This window comes from Actinokineospora sp. (genome assembly GCF_050699995.1).
GTDB lineage: Bacteria > Actinomycetota > Actinomycetes > Mycobacteriales > Pseudonocardiaceae > Actinokineospora.
Window position 1 is genome coordinate 1 of sequence record NZ_JBOHGC010000588.1, and the last position, 17,165, is coordinate 17,165.

Consider the following 17,165-nt stretch of genomic DNA (forward strand, 5'->3'; position numbering starts at 1 on the left):
CGTCACCGGTGAGGAGGATGCGCGCGCGGGCCTTTTCGCGACGCGGGTCGGGCAGCGGGATCGCCGACAGCAGCGCCTGGGTGTAGGGGTGGCCGGGCTTCTCGTAGATCGCCTTGCGGTCGCCCTCCTCGACGATCTTGCCCAGGTACATCACGGCGACGCGGTCGGAGATGTGACGCACCACAGAGAGGTCGTGGGCGATGAACACCAGGGTGATCCCGAGCTCGCGCTGCAGCTCGCGCAGCAGGTTGAGGATCTGAGCCTGGATCGACACGTCGAGGGCCGACACCGGTTCGTCGAGCACCAGCAGGTCGGGCTCCAGGGCCAGGGCGCGAGCGACGCCGATGCGCTGGCGCTGGCCGCCGGAGAACTCGTGCGGGTACCGGTTGTAGTGCTCCGGGCTCAAACCCACCAGTGCCAACAAGTCCTGCACGGCCCGCTTGGTGCCGTGTTCGGTCTTGACGTTCTGCAGCTTGAACGGCGCCCCGACGATCGTGCCGACCGTGTGCCGCGGGTTCAGCGACGAGTACGGGTCCTGGAAGATCATCTGGATGTCGCGGCGCAGCGGGCGCATCTTGCCTACTGACAGGTGCGAGATGTCCCTGCCGTCGAAGACGATCTTGCCCGCGGTCGGCTCCAGCAGCCTGGTCAGCAGCCTGCCGGTCGTCGTCTTGCCGCAGCCGGACTCGCCGACCAGCGAGAGCGTCTCGCCCTTCTTCACGTCGAAAGTCAGTCCGTCGACCGCCTGCACGGCGCCGACCTGGCGCTGAAGCAGGCCCTTGCGGATCGGGAAGTGCTTCGTCAGTCCGTCGACGGACAGCAGCGCCTCGCCGGTCCGCTTCGCCTCGGCGGGCTGGGTTTCGGTCTGTGCGCTCACGGCGTCCCCGTTTTCGATACTCACAGCTTCGGCCTGATCTCGGTGTCCCAGATGCGGACCCGGTTCTCGGCGGAAAGGTGGCAGGCGATGTGGTGGTCGCCGCCGATGTCACGGAACTCGGGCCGCTCGGTCATGCTGAGATCGCCGTTGAGGTTGGCGTAGGCGCAGCGCGGGTTGAACGGGCAGCCGTCGGGCACGTTGATCAAACTCGGCGGGGTGCCCGGGATCGGCTGCAGCCGCTCGGTGCGGTCCCGGTCGAGCCGAGGCATCGAACCGAGCAGACCCCAGGTGTACGGGTGCTGCGGCGAGTTGAAGATCTCCTCGGCGGTGCTGTACTCCACGGCCCGGCCCGCGTACATCACCATGATGTCGTCGGCCAACTCGGCGACCACGCCGAGGTCGTGGGTGATGATGACGACCGCTGAGTTGAACTCCTGCTGCAGATCCCGGATCAGGTCGAGGATCTGCGCCTGCACCGTCACGTCCAGGGCGGTCGTCGGCTCGTCGGCGATCAGCAGCTCCGGGTCGCACGACAGCGCCATCGCGATCATGGCGCGCTGCCGCATGCCGCCGGAGAACTGGTGCGGGTAGTCGTCGACCCGGCCCTTCGGGTTGGGGATGCCGACCCGGTCGAGCATGTCGATCGCGTGCTTGCGGGCCACCGCCTTGGTGACCTTGTTGTGCACCCGGTAGGCCTCGATGATCTGGTTGCCCACCGTGTAATAAGGGTGCATCGCCGACAGCGGATCCTGGAAGATCATCGCCATCCGCCTGCCCCGCAGCGCGCGCACCTTCTCAGCGCTCATGCCGACGAGATTCTCGCCGTCGAGCAGGATCTCACCGGTGATGTTGGCCGTGCCCGCCTTGTGCAGACCCATGACCGACAGGCTGGTCACGCTCTTGCCGGAACCGGACTCGCCCACGATCCCCAGTGTCTTGCCGCGCGCGACGCTGAACGACAGGTCGTCGACCGACTTGACGACACCGTCGTCGGTGGGGAAGTGCACCCGCAGGCCGCGCACCTCGAGGAACGCGTCCGGGTTCGTCGACGGCTCAGGCCGGATCACGGCGCCGCCATCGAGGCTGTCTTCGGAAAACTCGGTCACTTGGTGCGCACCCTCGGGTCGACGACGGCGTAAAGGAGGTCCACGACCAGGCTGGCGACCACGATGAAGAACGCCGCCAACATCGTGACACCCATGACCTTGGGCAGGTCGTAGTTGGTGATGCCCTCGATGGCGTACTTGCCCAGGCCCTGCAGCGAGAACGCACTCTCGGTCAGGACGGCGCCGCCGAGCAGCAGACCGACGTCGAGACCGAAGATCGTGAGGATCGGGGTGAGCGCGCCGCGCAGTCCGTGTTTGACCACCACGGTGCGTTCGGGCAGACCTTTCGCCCGCGCGGTGCGGATGAAGTCCTCATTCATCGTGTCGAGCATGCCCGCGCGAGTCTGGCGCGCGTACTGGGCGGAGAACAGGAACGCGAGCGTGATCCAGGGCAGGAGCAGGTTGTAAGCCCACTCCCCCGGATTCTCCAGGAACGGTGTGTACGCGCCTCCTGGTGCTGCCCAGCCCAGTGAATAACTGAAGAACGACAGCGAGATCAGCCCGGTGAAGAAGATGGGGAGCGACACACCGGCCAGGGCGACGCCCATGGCCGCGCGGTCGAAGAAGGTGCCGCGGCGCAGCGCGGAGAGCGTGCCCACCGCGACCCCGCCGACCAGCCACAGCGTCGCCGCGCCCACGGCCAGCGACATTGTCACCGGCGCCCGGTCGAGCAGCTCCGGCCAGACCGGTTGCTTGGTGCGGAAGGAATAACCGAGGCACGGCGCGGGGCAGTGCTCCACACCGGCGCCGTAGTCGAAGTCGGCGCCGACGACGACGCCCTTGACCCAGTTGCCGTACTGCACGACCACCGGGTCGTAGAAGCCGAGCTTCTCCGCGGTGATCTTGACGGTTTCGGCGGTCGCGGCCCGGCCCACGTAGCGGGTGGCCAGGGTCTCCGGTGTGCCGCCGACGAGCCTGGGCATGACGAAGAAGATCGAGAACGTCACCGCGCTCACGATGAAGAGGAGAACGACCGCTGCGAAGAGCCGCCGGAGGATGTATGTGATCACCGTGGCCGGCACCGGTGGCAGGCCCGGGGGTCACCCAGACCTGCCACCTGCTGCCTTCACCTGCCTATCGTGGATTTACCGAGGGGACGTGGTGGTTATTCGAGACCCATGGCGAGGTAGTCGTACATGCCGTAGGCGTCGGAGACGAACACGTTGGTCAGTCCCTTGCCACGCAGGATCAAGCTCTTGCTGTGGACACCCGGGAGGATGACCGCTTCCTCCATGACGCGCTTGTCGATCGCGCCCCACATCTTCTCGCGCTTGGCCGTGTCGGTCTCGCCGATGGCCTCGTCGAGCATCTTGTCGACCTCGGGGATGCGCACGGAGGTGTTGGACGAACCACCGGTCTCACGGATCACGCGGCTGTCGACGATCTGCGACAGGAAGCCGAAGCCGTCGTTCCAGTCGGCGCCCCAACCGTTGAGCGCGAGGCCGAGCTTGTTGGCCACGACGTACGGCGGGTTGCCCGCGAACTGCGAGAAGTAGTCACCCTGCGGGAACGGGCGCAGCGTCAGCTTGATGCCGACCCGGGCCAGCGCCTGCTGCATGGACTCCGCGGCGGCCTTCTCCTTCGGCCGCTCGGAGCGGTAGGCGATGTTGGTCTCGAAGCCGTTCGGCTGACCGCAGGCCGTCAGGGCCTCCTTGGCCTTGGCCACGTCACCCTTGTTGTCCGGACCCGCCGGGTAGAGGTCGAACTTCTCGGCGCCGGGGATCTGCGACGGCATCAGCGTGCTCGCGATTTCGCCACCGGAGAACGAGCCGCCGTACGCGGTCTGGTAACCGGTGCGGTCCACGGCGTACAGGACGGCCTTGCGGCATTCCTTGTTGTCCAGCGGAGCGACGGTCGGGTTGACCGAGGTGTACCAGAGACGCGCGATCGTCGGGTTGTCCGCGTTCGCCTTGATCGCCGGGTCGCTGAGGACGCGGCTCAGGGACGCGGGCTGCACGCCCGTGCCCGTGATGTCGATGTGGATGTCGCCCGAGATGACCCGGTTGTCGATGTCGTCGGCGTTGACGTTCATCGTGACCTCGTAGCCGTCCGGCAGCGCCTTGCGGTTCGGGTCGGACTCCGGCTTCCACTCCGCGTTGCGAACGAGGTTGAACTGCTTGTCGATCTCGTTCTTGTCGAACTTGTACGGGCCCGTGGAGATCACGTGCTCGCGGTACTTCGCGCCGGTGTCCTTGGCCTCGGGGACCGGAACGGTCTGCGGCAGGTGCGCGAAGTAGTCGAAGCCACCGAAGGCCTGCTTCAAGTGGAAGACGATGGTGCGGTCATCCGGCGTCTCGATCGCCGAATTGGTGTCCATGTCCTTGGTCTTGTACGGGCCCTTGTAGCCCTCGGGCAGGTTGAGGTAGCCCTCGAAGTACGCGGGACCGTTGGGGAAGGTCTCCTTGTCCGTCGACCGCAGCACCGCGTGCTTGACATCCTTCGAGGTGACGGGGGTGCCGTCCTCGTACTTGATGCCCTCACGCAGCTTGTAGGTCCAGGTCTTGCCGCCTTCGCTGGGCGTGCCCAGGCTCTCGGCGAGGTCCGGGACCAGCTCGTTGCTCGCGCCGCCGGGGGCGGGCTTGAACATCAGCAGCGAACGGCCGTAGAGCCGCAGGAAGTTCCAGGAGTAGCCATAGTAGGTCTCACCCGGGTCCAGGGAGTCCCACGTGCCCGCGTTGGCGATCTTGACGATCCCCCCCTTCTTGTCCGAAGGGTTGAACGTTTCCGTCAACGCCGCATTGAAGGCGGGGGTTTTGGTGCCACCGCCGCCGCCATTCTTGCCATCGGTGCCGTTGCCACCACAGGCCGAGAGGCCCATGACGACAACCGCGCCCGCGGCCACCGCGGTAACCAAGCGCTTGTTGTTCATCTTGCGGTTGCACCCTTTCTTTCCCGGAGCAATGGGATTACCGGAACCAATCACCTATCGAGCCCGCGGATCGAGGGCGTCACGCAGCCCGTCTCCGAACAGGTTGAAGGCCAGCACGGTCACGAAGATCGCCAGACCGGGCCAGAGCATGAAGTGCGGCATCGTGTAGTAGCGCGATGCCTCCGAAAGCATGCCGCCCCAGGTCGCGGTCGGCGCGTTGATGCCGACCCCGAGGAAGGACAGTGCCGATTCGAAGAGGATGTTGGTCGGGATCAGCAGCGTGGCGTACACGAGGATCGGGGCGACCAGGTTGGGCAGCAGTTCCCGGAACAGGATGTACGGGCCGCGCGCGCCGAGGCTCCGGGCCGCGTCGACGAACTCGCGTTCGCGCAGCGACAGGGTCTGACCGCGGACGATGCGCCCGATGTAGGGCCAGTTGAAGAACCCGATGATGAAGGTCAGCATGCCGATGCGGACCGTCTCCGAGCCGAGGCCGAAGATCGTGTCCGGCATGACGCCGACCAGCGCCATCGCGAAGACCAGCAGCGGGAACGCCAGGAAGACGTCCATCGCGCGGCTGATGATGGTGTCGACCCAGCCGCCGAAGAACCCGGCGATCACGCCCATCACGGTGCCGATCAAGACCGACAGCACGGTGGCGAGGAACGCGATCAGCAGCGAGATCCAGGAGCCCGCGAAGATGCGGGCCAGCAGGTCACGGCCGTTGACCGGCTCGATGCCGAGCGGGTGGTCCAGGCTCATCCCGCCGAAGGCGCCCTTGGGGGCGAGCGTGCCGCCCTCGGTGTCGATCAGGTCCTGGTGGAACTCGTTGGGACCGATCACGTTGAAGAAGCGGTCCAAGACCAGCGCGGCGACAGCGGCGATGATCAACAGGATGATCACGCCCGCGCCCGCGATGGCGACCTTGTCGCGCTTGAGGCGCAGCCACGCGATCTGGCTCAGCGACCGGCCCTGGATCGCCTTCTTGCTCATCCCGGTGAGGGTGACCTCCGGCGGCGCCGCAGCGGTCGACTCGGTCACTTCGAGCGGCGGCGTCATCCGACGAACCGCCCGTGCCGAGGCGACTGCGCGACGAGCCGAGGCGTGTACGCCTGTCGGCCAAGTCGCGCGGATCGCTGGTAAGCCATCACGCACTCCTCGTATTCAGCTCAAAACTGTGCACGGGATCTCACCGTGTGGTCGCCGACCATAGCCGCTCATAACTACATCCCTCAGCTACGGCAGGTCACGATCCGGCCAACTGGTATACGGAGAATCACCGTTACGCAACGGATTGCCTACGATGCGTGAGGTTTCTAGATCGTTCGTCCGTTCAGCGGACACCCGACTGCGTCAAATGGTCAGGAACGGACACGCACGCAAGCGCGCGCCCGTGTGTCGTCGACGGTGAACCACCCGGACTCGAAAGCCTGCCAGCGCACCAGTTCAGCGCGACTCGACTCGCCGTCACGGGCCACCGAGCGCTGCAGGCGGGTCGCGAAATCGCCGAACTCGACCCAGATCAACCGGGAGAGCCGGGGGTGCGCGGAGCGCCTGCCGGAGGACACACCTTCGACGATGAGCACCTCAGGCACACCGACGGTGATCCACGCCCCCGGAGAGGGCGCCCCACCAGGCCATTCAGTGCGCTGGTAGGCGCCGGGAACACCGTTTTCAAGCGGATTCAGCACACCTTCGACGAGCCGGGGCCACCACGCGACCGGGTCGTCCCAGGTGGCGAAGTGGTCGGTCGGCACCACGGCCGTGGCCACGCTGCGTGTTCGCAGGTCGTCGGCCAGCCGGGCCGCGAGGGTGGACTTGCCCGCACCCGTCGGACCGTCCACGGCGACCAGCCGGACAGCGCCCAGACGGGCGGGCGCGGCCAGGATGTCGCCTGCGAGGCTCACACCGTGCGGCGGCCGGACATCGCGCGACCCAGGGTCAGCTCATCGGCGAACTCCAGGTCGCCGCCCATCGGCAGCCCCGACGCCAACCGGGTGACGGTCAAGCCGGGGAAGTCGCGCAGCATCCGGATGAGATAGGTGGCGGTCGCTTCGCCCTCGGTGTTCGGGTCCATCGCCAGGATCACCTCGGTGATCTCCTCCGACCCGATCCGGGTGAGCAGCTGGCGGATGCGCAGCTGCTCCGGGCCGACGCCGGACAACGGGTCGAGAGCGCCGCCGAGGACGTGGTAGCGGCCCTTGAACTCACGGGTCCGCTCGATGGCGAGGACGTCCTTGGGCTCCTCGACCACACACACCGCCGACGGGTCGCGGCGGGCGTCGGAACAGATTCGGCACGTCGTCTCAGCCGAGACGTTGCCGCAGACGTCGCAGAACACGACGCCCTCCTTCACCTTCTGCAGGACCTCCTGCAGCCGGGTGACGTCGGCGGGTTCGGCGCCGAGCAGGTGGAAGGCGATGCGCTGCGCGCTCTTGGGCCCGACCCCCGGCAGCCTGCCGAGCTCGTCGATCAGATCCTGGACCGGGCCCTCGTACATAGTGCGCTCACATACCCGGCAGGCCGAGCCCGCCGCCCAGTCCGCCCGCGAGTGGGCCCATCTTGGTCTCCGCCAGCTTCTGCGCCTGGGCGCCCGCGTCGCGCACGGCGGCGACGATCAGGTCGGCCAGCGTCTCGGTGTCGTCCGGGTCGACCACCTTCGGGTCGATCTCCAGCGCCTTCAGCTCGCCCGCGCCGGACACCGTCGCGGTGACCAGGCCGCCGCCCGCGGAGCCCTGGACCTCGGCTTCGGCAAGCTCCTGCTGCGCGTTGAGCAGCTGTTCCTGCATCTTCTGTGCCTGCTGCATGATCGCCTGCATGTCGGGCGCACCGCCACCGGGAAACACCGCGGCCCCTCTCGTCCGGGAACGACCCGACGGTCTACGTCGGTGTCGCCACCAGCTTAGAGGGCACCCACCTGTGGCATCGTGGGCGCGGTGCTGAGACGACACACGGCCGCGCTCGCCGCCGCCTGCGCCCTCGCCGCGGCGATGTCCGCCTGCGGCGGCCCGCAGGCCAAGCCGGTCGGCCAGACGCTCGGGGCCACGACCTCGACCTCCCCGTCGACCACGCCTTCGACGGTGCCCCCCACGGCGTCGGCCACGTCGGACGGGCCCGTGACCACCACGCCGACGACCTCGTCGAGCGCGGCCCCGGCGCCGACCACGACGAAAGCGGTGCCCGCGACCGGGCGTGTCGTGGTGATCGACCCCGGCCACAACGGCGGCAACGCAACACACACCGCCGAGATCAACCGGCAGGTCCCGGCCGGGCGCGGGCGGACCAAGCCGTGCAACACCACCGGGACGGCCACCCAGACCGGCTACCCGGAGCACGCCTTCGCCTGGGACCTCGCGGTCCGGCTGCGCGAGATCCTCACCGCGCGCGGGGTCAGAGTCATCATGACCAGGGCCGACAACGCGGGCGTCGGACCCTGCGTCGACCGGCGCGCCGCCATCGGCAACGAGTCGGGCGCGGCGGCCGTGGTGTCGCTGCACGCCGACGGCTCGACCGCGGCCGGAGCCCACGGCTTCCACCTGGCGTACTCGTCGCCGCCGCTCAACGCCGCGCAGGGCGAGCCGTCGCTGCGGCTGGCCAAGGCGGTGCGCGACAAGCTGGTGGCCGCGGGTTTCCCGACGTCGAACTACGCGGGCAAGGAAGGACTGTCCGCCCGCGACGACCTCGCCGGGCTGAACCTGACCGAGCGGCCGACCGTGCTGGTCGAGTGCGGCAACATGCGTGACGCCGCCGAGGCCGCGACGCTGTCGAGCCCGGCGGGCAGGCAGCGTTACGCCGAAGGGATTGCCAACGGGATCCTCGGATTCCTTGGATGACCTGTGTTGTGACAGGGTGGAGATCATGTCGGGGATGCGGGTGCTCGATGTCGACGAGCGCGAACGGTTGCTGATCTCGGTGACCGAAGGCGACCAGGCACGCCTGGTCGAGATTGATGCCAAAGGCGTGCGCCGGAATCTGGCGACGGTGACCGACCTGCGCGCCGCGAAGTACCTCCCTGGCGACCGCAAAATCGTTGTGGAGCACGGGAAACCGGCGCGGCTGTCGCTGCTGCGAGTCGGCGGGGACATCGCCCCGCTGCTCGGCTCGACCGACTACGACACCGAACTGCTCGGCGTGCTCCCCGGCCGCATCGTCTACCGGGCCAACCGGCGGCACCGGCTGCTGTTCACCGTGGTCATCCGCAACGTGCTGGTCGGCGAGGAACAGGCCGTCTACGACCGCGGCGGCGCCGTCGAGGAGGCCGCGGTCAGCCCGAACAGCCGCTACATCGCGATTCGGCTGCCCCGCAAGCTGTTGCTGGTCGACACGATGCCGGTCACCGAGGACGACCACGTCCGGCTCATCTCCCCCGAACCCGCCGGTGCGGGCAGGCGGAACCTGCGCTGGCTCCCCGACTCGACGCGCCTGGTCGCCACGGACTACCAGGGCGAAGAGGCGCGGATCGTGCGGTACAAGGTCGGCGCGGAGGAGTGGGAGCCGCTGGTCCCGTCGCTGCCCGCAGGCTCCCAGGCCAGGCTGGCCCCGGACGGCAGGCGCATCGCGGTGGTGGATGGCCCGCGGATCTCGTTCCACCAGACCGAGAACGGCCGATTTCTCCGCTCCGCCGACCTGCCCACCCCGGTGCGCCCGGACGGTGTCGTCTGGTCCCCCTCATCCCGCACGGTCGCCGTGACAACGGAATCCGGCGACGCCGCCCTCGTCGCCGCCGACTCCGCCCGCATCCGCCCCATCACCCCTTGACCCCTCCGGGTTAGTTGGTTGGGGGTGTACCGATTTGGTCGACGATGGCGGTTCTCACTGAGGTGAAGCCGATGACGGTGCCGGGGTGCCCGATGGGAGGGCGCACGTTCACGACTTCAGCGGTTTGGCGCCGAGTTTCTCGGCGAGCAGCCTGAGCATGGCCTCTTCCGGGTCCTGCCGGGAGCCTTCCGCGCCGGGTTCCGGGGCGTGGGCGGCCTGCGCCATCAGCTCTTCTTCGTCTTCCGGCTCCGGCGGGAGGTCCGGCTCCGGCGGCGGAGGCGGCGCGTCCTCGGCGGGCGGGCGGTTGTTGATCACCCGGCTGGGCGGCTCGTATGTGCGCTGCGGCGCCTGCGTCGGCGGGCGGGCCGGGGCCGCGCTTGTCGGGGTACTGCCCGGCTCCGCGTGGACACACCGGACCTGCCAGCTGCCACCGAGGACGGCGTTGAGCGCCTGCGCGATCGCCTCGACGTTGCGCGGTTCGCCGAGCCTGCGCGCCAAGGGAGCGGCGGTGTGCGCGATGACGACCGTGGTGCCCTCGACGGACTGCACAGTCGCGTTGGTGAGCATGGCTTCGGTGCTGCGGCTGGCTTTGCGCACCGCGCCGAGCAGTTCGGACCACACGCGGCGGATGGCGGTGGCGTCCAAGGCCCCCGGCGCCGACGGGGTGGGCGCGGCGGGCGCGCTCTGCGGAGCGGCCCCGTTCGCGGGGGTGCTCGGCGTCGGCCAGTCCGAAGCGGGTGCGCCCGCCGCGGCGGCGGGCGGCCGGGCGGGCGCATTTGCCGGAGCGCTCAGGTCGGTGGCGGCCGCCGGGGTGCCTGCATGAGCATGCGGTGCGCCTGCTTCGGGCGCGGCCGGACTCGCGGCGGCTGGGCTCGCGGTGGTTCGGCTGGGTGCGGCGACCGGGGTCGCGACGGTTCGGGTGGGTGCGGGCTGTTCTGCCTGGCGCTGCGAGGGGCGAGTGATCACCGGCCGGGACGGGGCATCTGCGGCGGGCGCGGCGGCAGCGGGCGCGGCGCCACCCGCCGTGACGCGCCTTTCCATCTGCTCCAACCGTTGCAGCACCGCGGAGTCCGCGGCCGCGTCCGCCGACACCGCGCCGGGAAGCAGCATCCGCGCGCACAGCAGTTCCAGCAGCAGCCGAGGCGCCGTGGCGCCGCGCATGTCGATGAGTCCTGTGTGGACGATCTCGGCGTAGCGCGTCAGGGTGCCGGGGCCGATGCGCTCGGCCTGGCCGACCATCCGGTCGATCTCGTCGGCGGGTGCGCTGACCAGCCCGCGGGTACCCGCGTCCGGCACGGCCCGCAGCAGCACCAGGTCGCGCAGTCGGTCGAGCAGGTCGGACGCGAAACGCCGGGGGTCGTGGCCCGCTTCGACCAACCGGTCGACCGTGCCGTAGGCGGCGGCGGCGTCGCCCGCGCTGAGGCCGTCGACCATGTCGTCGATCAGGGCCACGTCGGTGACGCCGAGCAGGGCTACCGCGCGCTCGTAGGTGACGCCTTCGGGGCCCGCGCCCGCGAGCAGCTGGTCGAGCACCGACTGGGTGTCGCGCGCCGAGCCGCCGCCCGCGCGGATGACCAGCGGGAACACGGCCGGTTCGACGGTGGCGCCCTCGGCGGCGCAGTTGCGTTCCAGCAGCTCACGCATCGCGCCGGGCGGGATCAGCCGGAACGGATAGTGGTGGGTGCGGGAGCGGATGGTCGCGAGGACCTTGTCCGGCTCGGTCGTGGCGAAAATGAAGACCAGGTGCTCCGGCGGCTCCTCGACGATCTTGAGGAGCGCGTTGAAGCCCTGAGTGGTGACCATGTGCGCCTCATCGACGATGAAGACGCGGTAGCGCGACTGGGCCGGGGCGTAGAACGCGCGGTCACGCAGCTCGCGGGCGTCGTCGACACCGCCGTGGCTGGCCGCGTCGAGCTCGACGACATCGACGGTGCCCGGCCCGTTCGGCGCGAGGCCGACACACGAGTCGCAGGTGCCGCAGGGCTCATCCGTCGGGCCCTGCTCACAGTTCAGCGACCGGGCGAGGATGCGCGCGCTGGACGTCTTCCCGCAGCCACGCGGGCCGGAGAAGAGGTAGGCGTGGTTGACCCGCCCTGCCGACAGCGCGACACGAAGGGGGTCGGTGACGTGTTCCTGGCCGACGACCTCGGCAAAGGTCGCCGGTCGGTACTTCCGATAAAGGGCAAGCGCCACGGGCCCGACCCTACCTGGCCCGACCGACATGGCCGCGTCCGGGAAGCACCGGCAGCTCCCCGGCGTTGCGACCTGACGTGCCCACCGACGTCCCCCTCTCCGTGCTCGACTTGGCGCCCGTCGCCGGCGACTCCACCGAGACCGCCGCCCTCCGCAACAGCCTCGACCTCGCTCAGCGCACCGAGCGCCTCGGCTACCACCGGTACTGGGTGGCCGAGCACCACAACATGCCGGGCATCGCCAGCTCCGCGCCCGCCGTGCTGCTCGCGCACATCGCGATGGCCACGTCGACGCTGCGGATCGGGTCGGGCGGTGTGATGTTGCCCAATCACCCGCCGCTCGTGGTCGCCGAGCAGTTCGGGATGTTGGAGGCGCTGCACCCCGGCCGGGTCGACCTGGGCATCGGCCGCGCGCCCGGCACCGACCAGGTGACCGCGCGGGCGCTGCGCCGCTCGACCGGCCCGCTCTCGGCGGCCGACTTCCCCGAGCAGCTCGCCGAGCTGTCCAACTACTTCACCGGCCGGGACTCCAACGGCATCACGGCCGTGCCCGCGCTGGGCAACCAGCCGGCGATCTGGCTGCTCGGGTCCAGCGGCTACAGCGCGCAGGTCGCCGGACTGCTCGGCCTGCCGTTCGCCTTCGCCCATCACTTCAGTTCGGAGAACACCCTGCCCGCGCTGGCCCTCTACCGCGAGCGGTTCCAGCCGTCGGCGACGCTGGACAAGCCGTACGCGATGGTGGCGGCGTCGGTGATCTGCGCCGATGACGATGAGACAGCCCGTGAGCTGGCCCAACCGGGCGCGCTGCAGTTCCTCCAGCTGCGCAAGGGCAAGCCGGGCCGGATGCCGACCCAGGCGGAAGCCGCGGCCTACCCGTACACGGACATGGACCGGCTGTTGATCGACGACCGGCTGGACTCACAGATCATCGGCGGCCCGGACACCGTCCGGAAGGGGATCGCCGACCTGCTCGAGGCGACCCAGGCCGACGAGCTGATGATCACCACGAACGTGTACGACCACGCCGACCGGGTGCGCAGCTACGAGATGGTGGCCAAGGGGCGCGAATAGGACCCCTGGGCAAAAGGGGACCCCGTGCACCTGCCAGAGCCCGCTTATCCTTGCTGCCTTCCGGCCCTGGGGAGGTTCGCGAGATGAACACCGCACGGGGTCCATGGACGAGTGTACCGGGCCGCCACGGCAGCACGCCGAAGACCCTGTCCGACCAAAGCGAAGAGCCGGCCACCACTGGTGACCGGCTCTCGCGGTGCGGAGGATAGGGGATTTGAACCCCTGAGGGCTTTTACACCCAACACGATTTCCAATCGTGCGCACTAGGCCACTATGCGAATCCTCCAACGCGCAAGAGGGTACCGCAGTGGGGTTTGGCCACCCAAAACGGGAGGTCGTGCGGTGAAAGTTCCGCCACCCGCCTGGCCGCGCGAGCCGGCATCGGATGTTCACCGGAAACCCCTCGGCTGGGTGAAACTCTCGCGCGACCAACCGGTGAACATCACGCCAGACCCGTTGGGGCACACCGAAAAGTGCACCCGTCCGGGTCAACCGTCCGAAATCGTCCGACAGGCGGGCTGGGTGGGCCCGCCATAGCCTCAGCCGCGCGGCCTCTGGGAGCCGCTTTCTCTGGCCTCGAACGATAAGGACATCAAGTGGCGGACGCACTCGAATCGGGATCGAGCCTGGCTGCGGGCCAGCAGCTTTCCTCGGCCGATGGCAAGCACACACTCTCCATGCAGAGCGACGGCAACCTGGTGCTCTCGACCGGCGGCACCGCCGTGTGGTCGACCGAGACCGACGGCTCCGGCGCGAACCGCGCGGACATGCAGGCCGACGGTAACTTCGTGCTGTACAAGGAAAGCGGCGAGGCTGTCTGGTCCACTGAGACCAGTGGCAACAGCGGCGCCCGCCTGCTGCTCGGCAACGACCGCGGCCTGACCATGGGCAACGGCGGCAGCAACCTGTGGTCCTCGGGCACCGCCGAGGCCACCCCGGCACCGGAGCCCGCTCCGGTGCCGGAGGCCGCGCCCGCCGCCCCGGCCGCGCCGTCGCACCAGACCTACACGGTCGTGTCCGGCGACACGCTGTCCGCCATCTCGAAGCGCTTCTACGGCGACGCGAACCAGTACATGAAGATCGCCCAGGCGAGCGGCATCGCCAACCCGGACCTGATCCACCCGGGCCAGGTGCTCACCATCCCCGCCTGATCCAGGTGTCCCGGAGAGGCCCGTCGAGACACTCGGCGGGTCTTTCCGCTTTGTTCAGCCCGCGATCCGCCGTCGGCCCGGCTGCAGGTCGGCGCGGTCGGCGGCCAGCAGGCCCGCACCCCAGCCCGCGGCGCTGCTGACCGACGACCGCCGGACGCGAACCCCGGGGAACATCGCCTCGAATCTGGCCGTGACCGCCGCGTCGCGGCGGGCGAGGACCGGGACGAGCCTGGTGTCGCCGGAGGCGGCCTGCGCGCCCGCGGCCGCGAGCCGCTCGCGGATGCGGTGCGCGTAGGCGACCAGGAACGAGTGGCGGTAGGCACGCCCGCGTGACGGCGAGCCCGCCAGCGCGTGTTCGGCCTGGACCTGCAGCGACCGGGTGAGCATGGTGACGATCTCCACGTCGGTCTCGTGGCCGACCAGCACCACGCACCCGAGCTTCGGATAGAACACCGCGCGGCACCGGTTGGCCCCGGCGACCACATCGACCAGCTGTGCCTTCGGACCCTGGTAGGGGGCGTCGAGCCATAAGCGGTGGGCCGCGGCGTCCTGCGGGCGGTCGTCGATGCCCTCGACCACGGCCTGCTCGAAGGCGTAGCGGGCCATCAGCTCCTGCGCCTTGGCCGAGAGCGCCTCCGCTTCCTCGGGGAACGCCGTCGACTCGGCCTTCGCGAGCAGCCCCCGGACCTTGATCAGCACCCGGGCGTCCACCCCCGAGGGCGTGGTCTCGCGGACGAAGGGCTCGCCTGGCTCCGGGACCAGGTGGGGCAGCTGTGGCAGCACCATCAGCGCCGCGATCAAGTCGACCACCTTGGTCAGGGCGTCGACCAGCGGCAAGCGTTTGCTGCGGGACCACTGCGGCAGGTGGACGCCGGTCCACCAGATCTCCGCCCCGATCTCCGTGAGCTGCTGACGCCAGCGCGGGTGCAGCTGCCGGTATCGCGCGGTCTGGGCGGCGACGGTGTCGACGAGCAGTGACGAGAGACCACGCGGTGTCGCCGCCACGACATCGGCGGGCAGCCAGCCGCGCCGCCAGAGCAGCTCGACCGTGTGCTCCAGGGCGGACGCGGCGGCGGCGCCCGCCTGCTCCGGCCCGTTCGCGGCCACGTCGCGGACATAAGCCGAGGCGGCGCGGGGTGCGCCCCGCGACCGCACCGCGGCGGCCTCGGTCAGCCGGGCCGCGAGCACCGCGACCGACCCCCGCGTCTCTCGATCATGTGTTCGCATGGGGCCATCGTGCACCCCCGGTACGACAAACGCAGGCCATCCCGTGGGATGACCTGCGTTTCGCCTGGTAGATCAGGCTTCGTCGTCCGGCGCGGCGTGATCGGCCCGACCCGGGTTCGGGTCCCTGGACAGATCGATCAGCGGATGCCGCTCGGCCCCATCCGGGGCGGCGTGCTTACCGGCCTTGACCTCGTTCTCCGTGCGAGTGTCGTGGTCTGTGTTCGACACGACGCCCTCCTTCGCTCCCCTGACTGTGTACTCCACTTAGGAGCCGAGGCTACCTGCGCGGGCCCGGACCCACTCGGAAATCCCGTGACGGGTGATGGGCAGCGCGTCGGAGATGACCTGGTTTCCGGTGGCGGTGACGACCAGGTCGTCTTCGATCCGCACGCCGATTCCACGCAGCTCCGGTGGCACGGTGAGGTCGTTCGGGTGGAAGTACAGGCCGGGCTCGACGGTCAGCGCCATGCCCGGTTCGAGCACACCTTCGTGGTACGACTCGGCGCTCGCGCGCGCGCAATCGTGCACGTCAAGACCGAGCATGTGCCCGACCCCGCAGACGATGTAGCGCCGGTGGTGCTGCCCTTGCGGGTCGAGCGACTTGTCGACCGACCCCGGCAGCAGGCCCCAGTCATGCAGGCCCTCGGCGAGCACCCGCATGGCCGCGTCGTGGAACGCCTTGTATTCGCGACCCGGGCGAACCTCCGCCATCGCGGCGAGGTGCGCTTCGTAGACCAAGTCGTAAACCCGCGCCTGCGCGTCGCTGAATTCGCCGGACACGGGGAACGTCCGGGTGACGTCGGCGGTGTAGAGGGTGCCCATCTCGACGCCCGCGTCGAGCAGCAGCACGCCGTCCTCGGCGACCGGACCGTCGCAGCGGGTCCAGTGCAGCACCGGCGCGTGCTCGCCCGCGGCCACGATCGAGGCGTAGCCAGGACCGTTGCCCAGGGTGCGGGCGCGCCGGTCGAAGGTGCCCTGCAGCCAGCGCTCACCGCCGCCGCGCACGGCTTCGGGGAGTTCGCGGGCGACGTCGGCGAAGCCGAGCACGGTCGCGTCGACGGCCGCCTGGAGCTGCCCGATCTCCCAGTCGTCCTTGATCCGGCGCAGCTCGGCGAGGGTGGTGCGCAGTTCGGAGCTGTGCGCGCCGACGAGCGCGTCGAGCAGCGGCTCCACACCCTTCGCGGCCAGCACCTCGGGCAGCTGCCCGCGCAGGACCTTCGGCAACTCCTCCAGCGGGCGGCAGGCGATTCCGAGCGCCTCGGCCCACTCGGCGAGGCCGGGGGCGGCACCGATCCACAGCTCGCCGTCGCGGGCGTTGGCGAAGAAGTCCGCCTCGGCCGGTCCCGCGGGTTCACGCAGGTGCAGGACGGCGTCGTGGCCGTCGCCGACCGGATGCATGACGAGCACGGCGCCTTCGGCGTAGCAGCCGGTGAGCCAGGCGAAGTCACTGTCGGCGCGGAACTCGTAGTCCGTGTCGTTGGATCGCACGGGCGCGCGACCCGCGCCCACGGCGATGCGTTTGCCGGGGAAGGCGGCGGACAGCCGCGCACGGTGGGCGGCGGTGGCCTCCGCCGCGCCGGGAACCACGCGGACCCGGCGGTCGGCCGGACCCCAGTCGTCACGGACGTAGTCACGGAAACCTGCGGCTTCCACCAACTTCGACGGATCACGCCGAGCCGGGCGGTCGCTCATCTGCTCAACTTCTCTGCTTGTCGCTTTAAGACCACCAAAGCACAGCGGGCCCGCGTCACCGTGACGCGGGCCCGCTGTGGTCGAACCGCTAGTTGCTCGGCCAGGGGATGCTGGTCGGGTGGAACCGCACGACCTGCGGGTCGTGGTCGCTGGCCTGGTCTGCGAACTCGGCGTTGATGTGCACGATGTCGTAGTCCGGCCGGTTCACGAACGGACTGACCG

The 17,165-nt window shown here is 69.6% G+C and carries 16 protein-coding genes, 1 tRNA gene and 1 other RNA gene; 4 read left to right on the top strand and 14 right to left on the bottom strand.

Features of this window, described 5'->3' with window-relative positions:
• From ACRDSQ_RS28575 to ACRDSQ_RS28610, 8 genes are all read right to left on the bottom strand, one after another.
• A partial coding sequence (locus ACRDSQ_RS28575) for an ABC transporter ATP-binding protein (protein WP_431425300.1) occupies positions 1-877 on the bottom strand: 877 nt, incomplete at its 3' end.
• Positions 878-897: 20 nt separating this feature from the next.
• Positions 898-1,983: an ABC transporter ATP-binding protein gene (locus ACRDSQ_RS28580; RefSeq protein ID WP_431425302.1), complete on the bottom strand. Its 1,086-nt coding sequence runs from the start codon at positions 1,981-1,983 to the stop codon at positions 898-900.
• On the bottom strand, positions 1,980-3,005 hold the full coding sequence (locus ACRDSQ_RS28585) for an ABC transporter permease (protein ID WP_431425304.1): 1,026 nt from the start codon (positions 3,003-3,005) through the stop codon (positions 1,980-1,982). The genes ACRDSQ_RS28580 and ACRDSQ_RS28585 overlap by 4 nt, the downstream gene beginning before the upstream one ends.
• An 83-nt stretch (positions 3,006-3,088) precedes the next feature.
• A complete protein-coding gene (locus tag ACRDSQ_RS28590) occupies positions 3,089-4,852 on the bottom strand; it encodes an ABC transporter substrate-binding protein (RefSeq protein ID WP_431425305.1) in 1,764 nt (587 codons plus the stop codon).
• A gap of 54 nt (positions 4,853-4,906) precedes the next feature.
• Positions 4,907-5,911, bottom strand: coding sequence for an ABC transporter permease (locus ACRDSQ_RS28595; RefSeq protein ID WP_431425307.1), 1,005 nt, complete (start codon positions 5,909-5,911; stop codon positions 4,907-4,909).
• 302 nt (positions 5,912-6,213) lie between these two features.
• Complete coding sequence (locus tag ACRDSQ_RS28600) at positions 6,214-6,759, bottom strand: uridine kinase family protein (RefSeq protein ID WP_431425309.1); 546 nt, start codon at positions 6,757-6,759, stop codon at positions 6,214-6,216.
• Positions 6,756-7,352, bottom strand: coding sequence for a recombination mediator RecR (gene recR / locus ACRDSQ_RS28605; protein WP_091380237.1), 597 nt, complete (start codon positions 7,350-7,352; stop codon positions 6,756-6,758). The genes ACRDSQ_RS28600 and recR overlap by 4 nt, the downstream gene beginning before the upstream one ends.
• 7 nt (positions 7,353-7,359) lie before the next feature.
• Positions 7,360-7,671 carry a YbaB/EbfC family nucleoid-associated protein gene (locus ACRDSQ_RS28610; RefSeq protein ID WP_431425320.1) on the bottom strand — a complete coding sequence of 104 codons (312 nt, stop codon included), beginning with the start codon at positions 7,669-7,671 and terminating at the stop codon, positions 7,360-7,362.
• Between the two features lie 117 nt (positions 7,672-7,788).
• On the opposite strand from ACRDSQ_RS28610, the gene ACRDSQ_RS28615 reads away from it, so the two are divergent.
• Complete coding sequence (locus tag ACRDSQ_RS28615; RefSeq protein WP_431425311.1) at positions 7,789-8,685, top strand: N-acetylmuramoyl-L-alanine amidase; 897 nt, start codon at positions 7,789-7,791, stop codon at positions 8,683-8,685.
• Between the two features lie 34 nt (positions 8,686-8,719).
• On the top strand, positions 8,720-9,610 hold the full coding sequence (locus tag ACRDSQ_RS28620; protein WP_431425312.1) for a hypothetical protein: 891 nt from the start codon (positions 8,720-8,722) through the stop codon (positions 9,608-9,610).
• Between the two features lie 108 nt (positions 9,611-9,718).
• Here ACRDSQ_RS28620 and ACRDSQ_RS28625 read toward each other — a convergent pair whose 3' ends face one another.
• The gene (locus ACRDSQ_RS28625) at positions 9,719-11,803 is read right to left on the bottom strand and encodes a DNA polymerase III subunit gamma and tau (protein ID WP_431425313.1); all 2,085 of its coding nucleotides are present in this window, start codon (positions 11,801-11,803) and stop codon (positions 9,719-9,721) included.
• A 77-nt stretch (positions 11,804-11,880) separates the two neighbouring features.
• On the opposite strand from ACRDSQ_RS28625, the gene ACRDSQ_RS28630 reads away from it, so the two are divergent.
• Positions 11,881-12,873, top strand: coding sequence for an LLM class flavin-dependent oxidoreductase (locus tag ACRDSQ_RS28630; RefSeq protein ID WP_431425315.1), 993 nt, complete (start codon positions 11,881-11,883; stop codon positions 12,871-12,873).
• 11 nt (positions 12,874-12,884) lie between these two features.
• Here the strand turns inward: ACRDSQ_RS28630 and ffs are convergent.
• Both ffs and ACRDSQ_RS28640 read right to left on the bottom strand, forming a co-directional pair.
• Positions 12,885-12,979, bottom strand: an RNA gene (gene ffs, locus ACRDSQ_RS28635) — signal recognition particle sRNA small type.
• A gap of 93 nt (positions 12,980-13,072) precedes the next feature.
• Positions 13,073-13,159, bottom strand: a tRNA-Ser gene (locus ACRDSQ_RS28640).
• Positions 13,160-13,469: 310 nt separating this feature from the next.
• Here ACRDSQ_RS28640 and ACRDSQ_RS28645 point away from each other — a divergent pair.
• On the top strand, positions 13,470-14,024 hold the full coding sequence (locus ACRDSQ_RS28645) for a LysM peptidoglycan-binding domain-containing protein (protein WP_431425316.1): 555 nt from the start codon (positions 13,470-13,472) through the stop codon (positions 14,022-14,024).
• 54 nt (positions 14,025-14,078) lie between these two features.
• Here ACRDSQ_RS28645 and ACRDSQ_RS28650 read toward each other — a convergent pair whose 3' ends face one another.
• The 3 genes from ACRDSQ_RS28650 to ACRDSQ_RS28660 form a co-directional block, all read right to left on the bottom strand.
• A complete protein-coding gene (locus tag ACRDSQ_RS28650; protein WP_431425317.1) occupies positions 14,079-15,251 on the bottom strand; it encodes a DUF2786 domain-containing protein in 1,173 nt (390 codons plus the stop codon).
• Between the two features lie 72 nt (positions 15,252-15,323).
• A complete protein-coding gene (locus ACRDSQ_RS28655) occupies positions 15,324-15,479 on the bottom strand; it encodes a hypothetical protein (RefSeq protein WP_431425318.1) in 156 nt (51 codons plus the stop codon).
• A gap of 36 nt (positions 15,480-15,515) precedes the next feature.
• A complete protein-coding gene (locus tag ACRDSQ_RS28660; RefSeq protein WP_431425319.1) occupies positions 15,516-16,943 on the bottom strand; it encodes an aminopeptidase P family protein in 1,428 nt (475 codons plus the stop codon).
• Positions 16,944-17,165 lie beyond the last annotated feature (222 nt).

Coding starts and splice junctions, on each gene's coding strand:
- ACRDSQ_RS28590 (WP_431425305.1), bottom strand. CDS start 4,852: ATGAACAACAAGCGCTTGGTTACCGCGGTGGCCGCGGGCGCGGTTGTC.
- ACRDSQ_RS28595 (WP_431425307.1), bottom strand. CDS start 5,911: ATGACGCCGCCGCTCGAAGTGACCGAGTCGACCGCTGCGGCGCCGCCG.
- recR (WP_091380237.1), bottom strand. CDS start 7,352: ATGTACGAGGGCCCGGTCCAGGATCTGATCGACGAGCTCGGCAGGCTG.
- ACRDSQ_RS28610 (WP_431425320.1), bottom strand. CDS start 7,671: ATGCAGGCGATCATGCAGCAGGCACAGAAGATGCAGGAACAGCTGCTC.
- ACRDSQ_RS28620 (WP_431425312.1), top strand. CDS start 8,720: ATGCGGGTGCTCGATGTCGACGAGCGCGAACGGTTGCTGATCTCGGTG.
- ACRDSQ_RS28650 (WP_431425317.1), bottom strand. CDS start 15,251: ATGCGAACACATGATCGAGAGACGCGGGGGTCGGTCGCGGTGCTCGCG.
- ACRDSQ_RS28660 (WP_431425319.1), bottom strand. CDS start 16,943: ATGAGCGACCGCCCGGCTCGGCGTGATCCGTCGAAGTTGGTGGAAGCC.